The following is a 14,918-nucleotide window of genomic DNA, read 5'->3' as shown; positions in this document are numbered from 1 at the left end:
TATACATTTCAATGGACACAGTTATATTTGTGTTATGAATAAAGACTTTCTTTATAATGAAATTGCCGGCGGTATTGCCGGGCAAATAAAAAACGGCATTCTGAAAGCCGGAGACCGCCTGCCCTCTGTGCGTACACTATGCCAGCAACATGGCATTAGCATGAACACGGCCAAGCGGGTATTTCTGGAATTGGAATCTCAATCCTTGGTCGACTCAAAGCCACAATCAGGGTATTTTGTGAGTCGATTACCCTATCTCAAAACGCCCCTTCCTAATGTAAGCCGTCCCTCAACAGTGGCACATGAAAATGAACCGGAAGAGCTTATAAGCAAAATATATGCAAATATGGGCCGTGACGACCTAACACTTTTCTCGATTGGTGTACCTTCGGGAGATTTATTACCTATTGCAAAACTCAAAAAAGAAATAGTACTGGCTACACGAGCACTTAAAGGTGGTGGCGTAGAGTATGAATCGTTGCAGGGGAACCTGAAATTACGGCGTATGATTGCTTTTCGCTCCTTGGCTTGGGGAGGCAACTTGCAAGAAAACGATTTAATAACAACTAGTGGAGGCATGAATGCTTTGGCTTTCTGCCTAATGGCGCTCGGTAAACCCGGCGATACCGTTGCCATGGAAAGCCCTTGTTTCCCCGGCACTTTACAATTGGCTCGTAGCTTAGGGTTAAAAGTGCTTGAGCTACCTACCCACCCTAGCACAGGCATAGAAATAGATGCACTAAAGAAAGTAATTGATAAAATAAATATTTGCCTACTTGTACCTAATTTCAATACTCCAATGGGCAGCTTTATGCCCGACGAAAACAAGAAAGAAGTAGTAGCCTTATTGTCAAAACACAATATTCCGCTTATTGAAGATGATATTTATGGCGACCTTTATTTTGGCGCACAACGCCCAAAATGCTGTAAATCTTACGATACTGAGGGCAATATTTTGTACTGTAGCTCTGCCTCAAAAACCATTGCACCGGGGTACCGGGTTGGTTGGGTGGCGCCTGGCAAATACAAAGAGCAAGTATTAAAACTGAAATTGGTACATTCTATTTCGTCGGCATCGGTTAATCAGGAGGCCGTTGCTAATTTTCTAAAAACAGGCAGGTATGAAAACCATTTAAGGCAACTCAGGCGGACACTGCAAGAAAACTATCAGCGGTATGTGCAGACCATAGCTGAACACTTTCCGGAAGGTACTAAAACAAGCCAGCCACAAGGTGGCGTTGCACTCTGGGTAGAATTCGACAAACGTATTGATACAGCCAAACTCTACGAAATGGCCATTAAACACCAGATTAGTATTGCTCCGGGGCGAATGTTTACCTTACAAAATCAATTTGAGAACTGTATGCGGCTTTGCATCGGCTTGCCATGGTCTGATAAACTGGCGTTTAAATTAAAACAATTGGGTACTTTGGCAAAGATGGTTTAAAGAGGGTATATATTTTCCAAAAATCATATATCTCTTGCTTTTATTAGTCTTTTTTCTTATATTCAAAGCATAAATTTCAAAACATGTATAGTCCAATATGAAAAATATTTTCACATTCTTATTGTGTATTTTCTTTTTATCCTCTTGTAGTTCTAAGTGTACTAAATACTATACAACCAAAACTCGTACTCTGAATATTACAGGCTTAAGTGGAAATATTAAATCTCAAATTGCCGACTCAATTAAAATAAATGTTGGAGAAATATCCATAAAGCCTGATTATGTTAAGGTTGATAAAGAGTTATATAGACTTGATATGTTACAAGTTAGTCTATGTAAACAACTTAATTCTATTAAAAATCCTAATCTCCGAAGAACCTTAGAAGAGGAATATTTTAAAACTACTTTGAGAATGATTGAAATAGGGAAGAGTGCTGAGGTTGATGAAAAAAAAAACTAAGTACTAATATTGTAAATGGCATAGTAAATAACGCTCCTATAAATAATTCAATCCAAGTGTATGCACCTAATAGTAACCTAATTTTTGATAATGCTCCTTTAGCTAGACATTTGACTGAGAAAGATACAAATGAACTTAAAGAAAAAATTCCGTTTGGGTATACTATTGAGTTAGTATCGCAAATCACTAATATTGAGAGTGATAACTTTAAAAAAGAAATTTTCATCTTTTTAGAATCTTTAGGACATAAAACGTTCGAAAATAGTTTTTTTGGTTACGCAACTCTAATGATGACTTCTAGATTTGACGTCAATGTAAATCATACTCTCAAAAAAGTTACAATAACAATCCCTCCCTTAAAATAAAACACTAATTGCATAAACTTAAAGCGAAATTTCTTCCTCGTAATAATTAGAAATTTTCAAGAAGAATAGGGGTTCAAAATTTTGGACCCCTATTTTTATATCTACCTTTTAATTTATATTGCATTCTCGCTCATCAAAAAACTTAACCGTAAAATCATTTTTCTAGGCTTCAAAATTCACGCACAACCAACTAATAATCAAGCAATTACAAACAGTTTATGATTATACGGACAAATATTTTCTTCTACTCAATTTCGGGTCAATTATTAAGTAAAATTTATTTTTAATTTTGTGTCAATAATTACCAAACTCATTTTACTAACACTAAAAATTAAAACAGACGCTTTTGATGTAAAACAATTATGACTAAAAATTAAACCATTGCTTGACTATAGAATAAATTAATCTGACGCTGTGCTAATTTATCTCTGAATAGGCACATAGTACCCTACGTATATACAAAATCGTAGCAATAATACTATCCATTTTAGTCTACCTTGGTTATGAATTAATTTTCATCATTTAATAATTTCTAAAACCTAATCAGTAGGGTATTTCTGCCTTGCCACGCTCATTTGGCATGTATATACCCCTAACTGCTATGTGCTTTTCAAAAAAACGAATTTGAAACTGCTAAATCATCATGTTCACATTTAACACAAATCAAATACGATTTATTTCGTATATATACCTTCTTTTGTCGTTTGCTATATTTTCTTTAAGCTGGGTTAAAATTCCTGTAACCTTGCTCTATATACTTATTCTGTCTTATAGCACTTACATTTTTTGGAAAGATACATTTCAGAACCAAGCCGATTTTATAAAAATTTCTTATAAAACACTGCTAATTTGTTCTCTTATTTTAATTGTCTGGATAGCCCTGTCAGGCATGGGAGGCTTAGGACTACAGACCGGAGATTATCTTAAACATAATGCGCTATGTTATGACTTAATTACCAACACACATCCACCAGAATATATTATCGATGGTAAAACGTATCACTTGGTTCATTATCTTGGCTATTACCTCACTCCGGCTTTTGTTGGAAAATTTCTGGGTTGGAGCGCATTCAATTATGCTAACATACTCTGGACAAGCCTGGGCATATTACTAAGCATTTTCTGGTTTATTCGCATTGTTGACAAGTTAAACTGGTTTATACTTCTAATTTTTATCCTGTTTGGTGGCCTCAGGCTTGCCGGTGCACTATACCAATTTGGTTTGGAAGGCACAGTAGATACACTTTATAATGCTATGTATGGAACAGTTTCGCTATTTTCATTAAATAGTACACATTATTCTTTTGCGTTTATTTATCATAACACGACTGACTTAATCTACTGGAGCCCACAACATACATTAGGGGCATGGATAGGTGCAGGCTTGTTGTTACACGACTGGCTACATAGAAAAAACATCAGCATGGCTCCTATATATCTATCGCTGATAGCTTTTTGGTCTCCCTGGAGTTTCATTGGTTTATTCCCCTTTGCGCTTGTAGCTATTTTTCAGTTAAAAGATTGGCAAAGATGGTTTTCATTGCCTGCCATTCTTTCCGGTCTGGTAATACTTGTGCTTATTACCCTATTTTTGCTTGGCGTTACCGATAATAACCTGATTCACCATTTTATTTTTAATAATGCAAGCATAAGCGGGTCTGACAACGCTACAATCTTTAAATCGTATCTGTTCTTTGTATGTTTTGAGGTTTTGATTTACACCCTTCCGATTCTGATACTTATGTATATCCAAAAAAATATATACTTCAAACTTACTTTATTGCTTACAATTGTATTAGTATTGGTGCCATTGTATCGATATGGGCAATGGAACGACTGGTGTGCTAAGGTGGGCGTTCCGGCACAATTTATGATGGTTATAATGGTAACAAAAATGATTCTGCAAAAGACCAAACTAAGCTATTATTTAATAATTGTTTTTATGCTGTCGGCTATTGTGCCTTTAACAAGTATTGTGAATTCATTCCGCCATGCCCGACATTTCAAATTGTTTAACTTTCCGGCCGAAAGCAAATTGGTTTCACTACCCCAAACCGCCGATAATTGCAATTGCTGGCCAAAAGAACAATTTATTGCTTCTGACGAAACCCTGTTTTTTAAGTATTTTTCTAAATGATACCAAGGATTTTGTAAATATTCTCAGCAAATGTAAAGATACGTATTTGAGTTTTCGCTCAATAATGGTTTATGAGAGCACGCCTTTAAAATAAGCTGTTGTACAATTTTTTATTCAAAAAATACAAGATTAATAAAACACTTCTTATAAATTGAAGTTGTTTAGGATTTTAATTTCAGTTTAAAAATAGTGGTATTTTGAGCGAGACAAGTCAAATAATGAAACCCGGAATGGAATTCATAGCAGAGCTATGGTTGAAATTATTTGATGAAGGCGTAGCCAAAATAACGCATTTTTAAACGAAAGAAATAATTCTAAACAACTTCATTGTATATCTATTACCCTTATAAACCATTTTGTATGAACAAAATACTTCGCAAAACCCTTTATTCTTTTCTCTTTCTGGTAGTTGGTATTGTTATTATCGGGCTGATATTGGCGTTTCTTCCAAGCGAATCAAGAACACATCATGTAGGTGTTACACCCGAAGAAGCAGCTAATTTAAGAGAGACATTTACTGGCCCACATCATGTATTTACTACCACCGACGGCGAAAAGATATTTTTGCGCCGATGGAATCCTGATAGTATTGTTCCGGCAAAAAAAGACATTGCTGTGTTGATTTTTCATGGCATTACAGCATATAGTGGTCCTTACGAAATGGCAGGCAAGCCTATTTCAGCAGGCGGATACACTACCTTTGGGGTTGATTACCGTGGACATGGTCTATCAGGTGGCAATAGAGGCGATAATCCTGGTAAAGACCGCTGGATTGCCGACTTGGCGGAATCAGTAAAGTTTGTAAAAACACTTGGTTTCTCGAAAGTAATTGTTCTAGGGCATAGCCTTGGGGTGGCATCGGCCATTTGTGCAGCCAATGCAGTTCCTGACGATATTGCTGGCCTAATACTGCTTTCAGGCGCTTATGAAGGCCGCAAGGGAGTACAAGCGCAACCTACGTTTTTTCAGAAAGCTAAAATAGTGGCAAGTTCAATTGTACGTCCATCATATCAGGCAGTTGAATATTACCGTGAGGGTATGATAGTAACAAAAGATCCTCTTTTCAATTTCAGATACACACTTAGGTTTGTGTCAATGCTTAATGTAAAAGAGCTTCGCCTGCAAAAAGGCTACAATATTCCGGTATTGGTTGGTATGGGCGATAAAGATGAGCTGTTTTCACTCGAAAAAGCCCGAGAGTTCTACGACCTAATACCAAGTACAAAAAAGGAATTTCTGGTAATGAAAGATACCAACCATGCTAAAATTCCGCTAGAAAGCTGGCAACAATGTGTTGCTTGGATAGATAGGAATTTTGCACAATAAGACGTTTATAGTTATCAATCTTGTAGGGGTTCAAAATTTTGAACCCCTACCCATATATATTAGCGTTGTTCAGCATCCTCATACTTTTTCTTCTCCATTATAGTTTTTAAATCCCCTTCAAATTCAACTAAAATGCCATCTTTTATCGTGATTTTACGATTGTTTTTCTGTGTTGCAATAAGATAACTCTCTTTATAATTTCCAGCATATTTATGCCGATACCTAACCACAACACCATTGTATTGGGGCAGACGTTTGTAAAACATATAAATAGTATGAAAAGCATGTTCGGGTGCATCAGGAATATCTCTAGTAAACCAAACTTCAGAAAAGGAATCTGAATTACGGTCCAATATTCTCTTGCATAAATAGCCATCTATTTTCTTTTTCCCACCAACATTTTTGTAGTAGTAGACTGGTGTCTCTATTTGGGCAAGATTTAAACTTATTGTACCCATCGGTCGTACTTCTAATATTATTTCAGGGACCCTCTTGTGGGTAAAAGTATGGTATAATTGATTGTTTTTAAAGTCATAAATAATCAATAAATTCTTGGTTGAATCTTTATAGTAGCGCATCGTAGCCATATAATTGCGGTCTTTACTATTAAGCCAAGTACACATGATAAATTCTTCGTTTGTAGACTTTACAGTATCTATTTGTATATACCGTTCCTTCATATCAATCTGATAATCGAAAGTAAAAGTTTCTGTTTGAGCTAATAAAGAATGAAAGGTAAAAACATTTAACAATACAGCAATAAGGATTTTAGGCATGGTTTAAGACAGTACAAATGGTTTTGGGGCTTAAATATACGTATTAGTTTTGATTAAGAATACCTCGCAAACCTCTCCATAAAAATAAAACCTCACCAACTGCAACATTTCCTTTCGCTAGCTGTCTAATCAACCAAAATCATTTTAAATGCCATTAATGGCGCATTTAATTATAAACATACTGAAGTGAAAAAAGCTATTCTTTCTTGTGCAGTGTTATTGATACTCACTATGGTTACCAATGCACAAAACACATTACCCGTAATCAAATCTAACGCAAAATCGGTCAGCATCAGAGATGGCCACATATTGAAACACAACTCGTGGGGACTTGACCCTTCGGCAAAACCCGATACGTATCATGTTGAAATACCACGAGCCAACAACAAAGTAACTTTTGTAACAGATCAAGACTCTATTAGTTTCGATACCCAATATGGCAAGGTATATAATTTTGTAATTTTGCTTAATGGCAAAGACTCTTGCTACACCCGTATATCGGCCAATTATAGCGGAATAAACATGCCAATCCAACTAAAAACCTCCGCAGCAGCCGATACTATTCCTTTTATTATGCGCAACAGTCGCCCCTATGTTGTGGGCAAAGTAAATGGTAAAGATAATATATACATGATGCTTGACCTCGGTGCAGGCATTACCTGTGTCAACATCAACTCGGTGAGAAAAACGGGCATGCAATTCGACGGAAAAATCTCTGTTATGAATACCAACGGGACTAAAGATGAACCTAGCAGCAGTAAAACAGTGCTACAAATAGGCAATTTGAGGTGGGAAAATGTGAATGTGGTACAAGTAAGAAATCTGGACGATGAAGACGACATGATTATTGGCAATTCGTTATTCAGAGACCAGATACTTGAGATAAATTATGACAAAAAAATACTTATTGTGCATCAAAAACCTATTGATGTGCCCGCTGGTTATACGGGCCATCTGGTACAATATGACCAACATCGACCCAAAATAAAAATTGATTTACACATTGCCGATAAAGTTTTCAGTGATTGGTTTCTTTTTGATACAGGTCGTGATGGCACTATGCTGATTGGAGAAGATTTCACAGGTGAATTTGATGTATGGCCTCTTTTCAATACCATTTTTAAGTTCGGCACCAAGAAAATTGTGGTAATACCCAAAGTAAAAATAGGTAGTCTGAGCTTTGCCAACATAGTTACCAATGCAAATGACCCCGCCCACCCTACTGGTAAACAAAGCCTGATGGGCAATGAATTATTGCAGCAATTTAATGTAATACTCGATAACAAGACAGGTATGATGTATCTTAAGGCTAATTCCTTGCAAGGGGCTGCGTATGAGCAATGGGATAATATGAAGTACAAATTTTATGGAGCGATAGCAGGTATTACTATTATACTTACAGCTATTGTATGGGCAGTATTCCGATTCATTAAAAGACTAAAAAACAATAGGGGGTCAAAAGTCTGAACCCCTGCATACTCTCAGTTATTGAGTATCATCAATCTTTTACAAATACCACTTTAATAGAGCGCACTTCACGTATCCAACGGGCTTGTTTTTTGTCTTGTGGAGCAATAAGTCTGAACGCACCTTCACCCGGAGGAAGCGGCCCACCGTCTTTTTCGGCAACAAGCAAAACCACATTATTGCTAAATTCGGGGTCAAGTTCGGGTAATGAATATACTACTTCATAGCCATCTCCTGCTCTAATGATTACGGCTTTAGCTAGGTTTTCGCCTCTTAGTTTTCCGCCTAGCGTAGCGCCTGCTTTTTCGAGTACTTCTACCAATGCCACGCCTTTGTACTCATGTTCTTTACCATCTCTGTCTTTTGTTTTATGGGTTAATTGTTTATAGGCTGCCAAATCTTCTTTTTTTAAGACAAGCGGCGTAAGTACTTCGCCACTTATGCTTACAGAAGGGGCATTCTGAGCAAAACTGAATAAGGAACTGCACAACAGAAATGCAAGCATCAATAAGTAACTATTTTTATGGTTTTTCATTGTTTTAATGATTTATTTGGGTCTGAAAATGCCGGATTATTAATAAATGTTGAGTCGGTCAGCATGTGTAAAAAGGCCATTATATCCGTCTTTTCTGTCTTATTGAGTAAGAGCGTCTTCCCTCCTTTTTCATTTGAAGTTCCTCTCAGAAAACTGCTCAGCGTAGCGCTTTCTTGTATATGTTCGTTATAATGGTCTAGTACTTCTTCGAGCGTCTTAAAGCGGCCATCGTGCATATAAGGGGCCGTAAGTGCAATATTTCTCAGCGTTGGCACTCTGAACCTGCCTCTATCTTCGGCCTCATTACTTATTGCTTCCCTGCCCGGGTCTTTAGCTTCGGTATCAAGGCCATTGTTATGAAATAATTCTTTAAAGGTTTTCGGACCACCATGGCAATGTCCACAATTAGCACCTCTTATACCTCTTTCGGGTGCGGGAGGTTCCATAAACAAGTTCATACCCCGTAATTCCTGAGCAGTGGGCTGATAAGTTCCAGCCAGATAACGGTCATAGGGCGAGTCGGCTGAAATAAGCGTACGTTCAAATTGAGACAACGCTTTTCTGATTTTGTCGGCATCAATATTTGCATCGCCAAAAGCCTTTTTGAATAAAACTACATACATCGGGCTTTGCTGCAATTTCTTTACGGTTTCGTCCAACGATTGCCCCATTTCATGCGGGTTAGTCATCGGAAAAACAGCCTGGTCTTCCAGACTTGCTGAACGGCCATCCCAAAAAAAGTTACGTACCCAAAGCAAATTTACCAATGCCATTGAGTTTCGGCTTGTAAGCGATTTATCTACCCCAATACTAAGCGCCTTCCCATCAGTAAAGGCTAATTTCTGCTCGTGGCAACTGGCGCAAGAAAGGCTATTATCAGCCGATAGTTTCTTTTCATAAAACAGCATTCGGCCAAGTTGCACACCTTCTTTTGTTGTTGGGTTATCTTTTGGCACATTGATTCTTCCACCAAAATTTGCCGGATATTGCAACAAATAAGGCTCCGGCGTAGCATCATCAGTTTTTAATGCACTCAAAATCACACACAGCGCAGCCACAAGTAGCATAAGCCACCTACTTTTTAGTACTATGCAAGGGGTTTTGTGCATCTATAAAAAATAGCTTAGGTAAGTAATGTGCTACTGATTTCGTTTAGTCCATTAAATCAATAAGAAAAACATCGATATGTATTCAAAAATATATCGCAAATATATAGAAAAAACCTAAATCAAAAATTCAAACATACGCTTAAATCAGATTAATTAATTCTTGTTCGGCATCAGCTACCTCTCTCAGTTTTTGGCCAAGCTTTTTATACGCTTCTATTACTTGCTGACCAGCTTCGGTGATTTCGGCGCCACCACCATGCTGCCCGCCTTTGTGAGTAATTACATACGGACTTTTACCAAGGGTATTTAAAGAAACCACCATATCCCAGGCTTTTTTGTACGACATACCCATTTGCTGCGCTGCCTTTACGATAGAGCCTGTCTGCTGAATATTTTCGAGTAACTCCAAGCGACCCGGCCCAAAAAACTTGGTATCATCTATAAAAACCCAATGGCTGAGGCTTATTCTTACGTTTCTTTCCATTGCAAAATCTTTTATCATCCTCTTCTCTGCATAAATATAAAACCTTCAAGTGTACTTTTTCAACTATGAGCTCAAAACTTGAATTTTCTTGCAGAACAATTGTCAAATATCTCACCAACCTGCCATCATTCTCCGCTATTCCAAAATATAATTTTTCAAAGAAAAAACTCGACCAAAATTATTGTCTTTTTTTGAGACAATACCATTTTAATTTCTACATTTGTTTTCTTATATTATCTTTCATCTATAATCAAACCTATCTATGAGGAAAATCCTGAAAATTGTGCTTTGGTCGGTACTAGTTCTTGTGCTTGTAGTTGGTGGCCTTTTGGGCGTGTTTATCTATAAAGTCAAATACGGTTTTCCGGTTTCTTACGAAACAGAAGCACCCAAAATCGATTTCCCTACTGATAAACCTGCTATATTGTTATTTTCAAAAACTACAGGGTTTCGTCACGGCGAATCCATTGAGGCATCTAAGCCTGTAATTGTCGGTTTAGCTAATAAAAACAACTGGTTTGTGTACGAAACCGAAGAAGGTGGCGTTTTCAACGAAGCACAATTGGCAAAATTCAGTGTAGTAATTTTCAATAATTCAACCGGAGAAGTAATTAACGACGAACAAAAACGAGCCCTTGAAAAATATGTAGAAAATGGCGGAAGCCTCATAGGTATTCACGGCGCAGGCGACGACTCACATCATTGGGATTGGTACGAAAACAATCTTTTGGGCTCAAAATTCTCTCACCATCCTATTGACCCTCAGTTTCAAAGTGCCGATATTTTGCTTGATGCACAAGCTGATAGTTTAATTACAATGGGTATTCCTAAAACCTGGAATCACTCTGACGAATGGTATGTTTTCTTCGAAAATCCTCGTCAGAAAGGCTTCAATATTCAGTTTACTATCAACGGCGACAGCATCAATCCAAGTGGAAACATTCTATTCGTAAAAGATAAAAACTTCGGTATGGGCAAAGACCACCCAATAGCATGGAGCAAAAATATTGGCAATGGCAAAACTTTCTATACTTCAATCGGTCACAACGGGGTAGCATGGAAAAACGAACATTTCCTAAAACTGATTGAAAACGCCATCAAATGGGCACTTTAAATAAATAATCCTACATTAAACACGTAAACATGAAAAAACTAATTTTACCTGTTAGCTTACTTGCTTTGAGCGCTGTTTTGTTTTTCGCATTTAAAGCACATAATCCCAAGAAAAACAAACGCCCTAATATTGTTTTCATCATGTCTGACGACCATGCCTATCAGGCTATTTCGGCTTATGATAACAGGCTTATTCAGACTCCAAACATTGACCGCATTGCCAATGAGGGTATGCTTTTTAACAATGCCTGTGTTACCAATTCAATCTGTGCACCATCAAGGGCGGTGATTCTGACAGGCAAGCATAGCCACCTCAACGGCAAAATTGATAATTATTTTCCTTTCGATACGACCAATGTTACTTTTCCGCAGATTTTGCAAGCAAATGGCTACCAGACAGCCATGTTTGGAAAACTTCACTTTGGCAATAATCCGAAAGGTTTCGACGAATTTAAGATTCTACCAGACCAAGGACACTATTATAACCCCGACTTTATCACTAAAAAAGAAGGAAAAACCAAAGTGGCTGGTTATGTAACAGATATTATTACCGACATGACCCTAAATTGGCTTAAGAACGAAAGAGATGACGACAAACCGTTTTTCCTGGCATATCTGCATAAAGCGCCACATCGTGAGTGGTTGCCAGCCGAACGTCATTACAAAGAGTTTACGAAGAAGACTTTCCCTGAGCCTGCTACGCTTTTCGATAATTATGAAGGCCGTGGCCGTGCAGCTAAGGAGCAAGAAATGACCCTGATGCACCACATGACCTGGGGTGGAGACTCAAAAATAAAGCCTGAGAATATGGATAAATTGGGCCTGAAAGAAAATCATTGGACAGATAAAGCCTTGTTTAAGTCTAACATGGCACGCATGGACGATGCTCAATTGAAATCGTGGAATGCAACTTATGATAAAATAAATGATGATTTTGTGAGCCAATACCCTAACATGAGCGAAAAAGACCAATTGAAATGGCGTTACCAACGCTATATGCAAGATTATCTTGGCTGTATTGCGTCAGTTGATGAGGGAGTAGGAAAAGTACTTGATTTCTTGAAAGCTAATAATCTTGACGAAAACACGATTGTAGTCTACACCTCTGACCAAGGCTTCTATCTTGGCGAACATGGTTGGTTCGACAAACGTTTTGTATATGACGAATCGTTTAAAACACCGTTGATGATTAAATGGCCTAAAGTGATAAAAGCAGGCTCGAAAAACTCACAAATGGTACAAAACCTTGATTTTGCTCAGACTTTTCTTGAAGCAGCAGGCATAAAAGCCCCAAGTGATATGCAAGGCGAAAGTATGATTCCTATTTTTAAAGGCAAAGGACAAAAATTCCGTGATGCGGCGTATTATCATTACTACGAGTATCCGAGTATCCATATGGTGAAACGCCATTATGCTATCGTAACAGAAGAATATAAATTAGTGCATTTTTACCATGACGTTGACGAATGGGAGTTATATGACCGCCGCAAAGATAAAAATGAGATGAAAAACGTTTATAACGATCCTGCTTATGCCAAAGTGCGTGAAGAACTACACAAGAAATTAGCCGCACTACGCATCAAATACAAAGACTCGGAAGAACTAGACAAAATGTATATCGAAAAATACAAAGAGCTTGAGAAGAAGAAGGTGATATTTAGATAGGCTGACGATTTAGCCACTTCTTGTCTGACATAACATATGCATTTAAGAAAATAAATCCGTAGAGTGTTTCTCGTTACGGATTTATTTTTTTTATATTCATGAACATGAAATAACTAGTGTGCCTTAATAAACAAACTTTATTATTAACCAACTCCTTAAAAGACAATTATTATTGCATTGGTAGCATATATTATATGTTTCCAATGCAATAATAATTGTTCTCTTACAGAAATCTTAAAAAGTCCCTCCATCAGGATCATAGTTTACTACTTTTTCCCCGTTAATTTCGGTAACTACGGTAAAAATTTCAAATGGTTTTACTTTCAATAACTCTATTAGACCGAAAATCTCTTCTGGTTTAGCATTTTCAATCTCAGGAAAAACTATTTCATAATACTCTTCTCCTTCTTTGAGGAGATACAACGATTTTATTTTTTTCAGTTTGGTAGCTATCGCTTTCTTATTTTCGGAGCTTACTAATTCGGCTTTCAAAACTACGCTTTCACAATTATCTAAAAAATGCATCAGCAAAAATGAAGCATTAGACCACTCAGCTACATAATTTTTACCCAGAAAATTATTCTCTGGAAATTCGTGTAGGCATTCAAGAAAAATTTTCAATGCCAGATTAGCCGCATCATAATGGGATTTAAATCGTGCATTTCTCCTTCCCTTGGCTGGCTTGGTTACAAGATAAAAACCTTTATTGGCAACACCTTGAATGAAAGGACTTCTGGATTCCAGCGTTTTTTCTTCCTTTAGCTTTTCAAAAGCTTTTTTACCCCAGAATTCATAATTCATCTTTACATAAACATCTTCTTTTACATCTCTATACTCAATAATTTTATGAAAACTCGCTCCTGTAAGTTCCAGAATTTTAGCTACTTGTTCATCAGTTGCGCCTACAGGCAATGATGCTTCCCAATAAAAACTCGAGCTATCGTTTCCATAAGGTCTTTTTTTATAGTTCTCATGCCAACCCAGCAATTGCATATATTCTATAACTTTCTGTTGGGTTTCGTCATGTTTATCTTCATAAAAATCCATAAGGTCTCTCAAAAAATCATAGCTCTGAAAATTTCTAAAAGAATCGATATCATAACTTAACTGAGCTTTCTGAGCATCTTCATAAGTTTCATAAAAACCAACCGACGATGCAATGCCTATTGGAACATACCATTCATCGGTATATACAAAACCAATTTTGTGCAAACTATACTTTCTGGTCATATCAATTGTGTTTGGGAGTTTTATCTTAAAGCTTACTTATTTTCTTGGCACTAGAGGGATAATCGGCTCCATTGTCCATCCAAAGCTCAAAATTCATACGGTTAAATAAGGTAGAAGGCGATATAGAAAAAGATTTTAATTGAATTTTTCTTTGAAATATCTTAGGGATTATCTCATTGATAAACCAACTATTGTGGGTAATTAGTAATGACTTGATTTGTCCGGTATTGTTTAGAGGTGAAAGCAGAAGTTCTGATAGTTCTGTATCATGTTTATAATCATTATAAAACTGATTAATTGTTTCTAAATCCTTGACATCGGAGTCGATGGCTGCAACAAAATCGCTAAGTGTGGGAATAAACCTGAATCTATAATCGGGCAAAACATGATCTTGTTCGCATAAGTCTTTTACGTTCACAACTTTGCCGTCAGAGTTTTTGAAATATTGCCCAAATATAGGAATAATCACTCTTTTGATACCCCACATAGTATGTAAAATGCGGTGTCGGTTATCACTACATAGCTCTTTGGTTGAGTCAATAAAATCGTGGATAGGCAGGTAATCTTCTATTTCCCCTCCTCTGTTTCTAACAGATATTTCTGAATGTATGTATGCGTTCACTAAAGAATAATTCCCTTTTTTAGTCTATATTTTGTACAATAATAATAGAATATCTGGTTAGTTGCAAGTATGATCAAAATCCTATTACCACTCTCAACCAGAAAGATATATTTACTTTCATAACTATAAGAAGTAAATTTATTCTATTTAATTTAAACCCTATTTCTACTGAATGAAACCGT

At 36.9% G+C, this 14,918-nt stretch carries 14 protein-coding genes; 8 read left to right on the top strand and 6 right to left on the bottom strand.

Features of this window, described 5'->3' with window-relative positions; genetic code table 11:
• The first annotated feature begins 34 nt into the window (after positions 1-34).
• The 5 genes from WAE64_RS09190 (at position 35) to WAE64_RS09170 (ending at position 5,735) form a co-directional block, all read left to right on the top strand.
• Positions 35-1,447, top strand: a complete 1,413-nt coding sequence (locus WAE64_RS09190) for an aminotransferase-like domain-containing protein (protein WP_340236062.1) — start codon at positions 35-37, stop codon at positions 1,445-1,447.
• 97 nt (positions 1,448-1,544) lie between these two features.
• Positions 1,545-1,907, top strand: a complete 363-nt coding sequence (locus tag WAE64_RS09185) for a hypothetical protein (RefSeq protein WP_340236061.1) — start codon at positions 1,545-1,547, stop codon at positions 1,905-1,907.
• A gap of 56 nt (positions 1,908-1,963) precedes the next feature.
• Positions 1,964-2,272, top strand: coding sequence for a hypothetical protein (locus WAE64_RS09180; RefSeq protein WP_340236060.1), 309 nt, complete (start codon positions 1,964-1,966; stop codon positions 2,270-2,272).
• Between the two features lie 889 nt (positions 2,273-3,161).
• The gene (locus tag WAE64_RS09175) at positions 3,162-4,409 is read left to right on the top strand and encodes a hypothetical protein (protein WP_340236059.1); all 1,248 of its coding nucleotides are present in this window, start codon (positions 3,162-3,164) and stop codon (positions 4,407-4,409) included.
• Between the two features lie 360 nt (positions 4,410-4,769).
• Positions 4,770-5,735: an alpha/beta hydrolase gene (locus WAE64_RS09170; protein ID WP_340236058.1), complete on the top strand. Its 966-nt coding sequence runs from the start codon at positions 4,770-4,772 to the stop codon at positions 5,733-5,735.
• A gap of 59 nt (positions 5,736-5,794) precedes the next feature.
• Here the strand turns inward: WAE64_RS09170 and WAE64_RS09165 are convergent, their stop codons facing one another.
• Complete coding sequence (locus WAE64_RS09165; RefSeq protein WP_340236057.1) at positions 5,795-6,511, bottom strand: hypothetical protein; 717 nt, start codon at positions 6,509-6,511, stop codon at positions 5,795-5,797.
• 186 nt (positions 6,512-6,697) lie between these two features.
• Between WAE64_RS09165 and WAE64_RS09160 the strand changes: the two genes are divergently transcribed.
• Positions 6,698-7,978, top strand: a complete 1,281-nt coding sequence (locus tag WAE64_RS09160) for a retropepsin-like aspartic protease (protein WP_340236056.1) — start codon at positions 6,698-6,700, stop codon at positions 7,976-7,978.
• A 31-nt stretch (positions 7,979-8,009) separates the two neighbouring features.
• Here WAE64_RS09160 and WAE64_RS09155 read toward each other — a convergent pair whose 3' ends face one another.
• The 3 genes from WAE64_RS09155 to WAE64_RS09145 form a co-directional block, all read right to left on the bottom strand.
• The gene (locus WAE64_RS09155; protein ID WP_340236055.1) at positions 8,010-8,513 is read right to left on the bottom strand and encodes a molybdopterin-binding protein; all 504 of its coding nucleotides are present in this window, start codon (positions 8,511-8,513) and stop codon (positions 8,010-8,012) included.
• Positions 8,510-9,580: a cytochrome-c peroxidase gene (locus WAE64_RS09150; RefSeq protein WP_340236054.1), complete on the bottom strand. Its 1,071-nt coding sequence runs from the start codon at positions 9,578-9,580 to the stop codon at positions 8,510-8,512. Before WAE64_RS09150 ends, WAE64_RS09155 begins: the two co-directional genes overlap by 4 nt.
• Positions 9,581-9,761: 181 nt before the next feature.
• Positions 9,762-10,106 (bottom strand): winged helix-turn-helix domain-containing protein, encoded by a 345-nt coding sequence (locus WAE64_RS09145; protein ID WP_340236053.1) that lies wholly within the window; start codon positions 10,104-10,106, stop codon positions 9,762-9,764.
• Between the two features lie 262 nt (positions 10,107-10,368).
• On the opposite strand from WAE64_RS09145, the gene WAE64_RS09140 reads away from it, so the two are divergent.
• Positions 10,369-11,220 (top strand): ThuA domain-containing protein, encoded by an 852-nt coding sequence (locus WAE64_RS09140; RefSeq protein WP_340236052.1) that lies wholly within the window; start codon positions 10,369-10,371, stop codon positions 11,218-11,220.
• 29 nt (positions 11,221-11,249) lie between these two features.
• Complete coding sequence (locus WAE64_RS09135; protein WP_340236051.1) at positions 11,250-12,884, top strand: sulfatase family protein; 1,635 nt, start codon at positions 11,250-11,252, stop codon at positions 12,882-12,884.
• A gap of 234 nt (positions 12,885-13,118) precedes the next feature.
• Here WAE64_RS09135 and WAE64_RS09130 read toward each other — a convergent pair whose 3' ends face one another.
• The gene (locus WAE64_RS09130) at positions 13,119-14,114 is read right to left on the bottom strand and encodes a hypothetical protein (protein WP_340236050.1); all 996 of its coding nucleotides are present in this window, start codon (positions 14,112-14,114) and stop codon (positions 13,119-13,121) included.
• Positions 14,115-14,139: 25 nt separating this feature from the next.
• The gene (locus tag WAE64_RS09125) at positions 14,140-14,736 is read right to left on the bottom strand and encodes a DUF6915 family protein (protein WP_340236049.1); all 597 of its coding nucleotides are present in this window, start codon (positions 14,734-14,736) and stop codon (positions 14,140-14,142) included.
• Positions 14,737-14,918 lie beyond the last annotated feature (182 nt).

This window comes from Emticicia soli (genome assembly GCF_037860775.1).
GTDB lineage: Bacteria > Bacteroidota > Bacteroidia > Cytophagales > Spirosomataceae > Emticicia > Emticicia soli.
The sequence above is the reverse complement of the archived record's forward strand: the minus strand, read 5'-3'. Positions and strand labels throughout refer to the sequence as shown.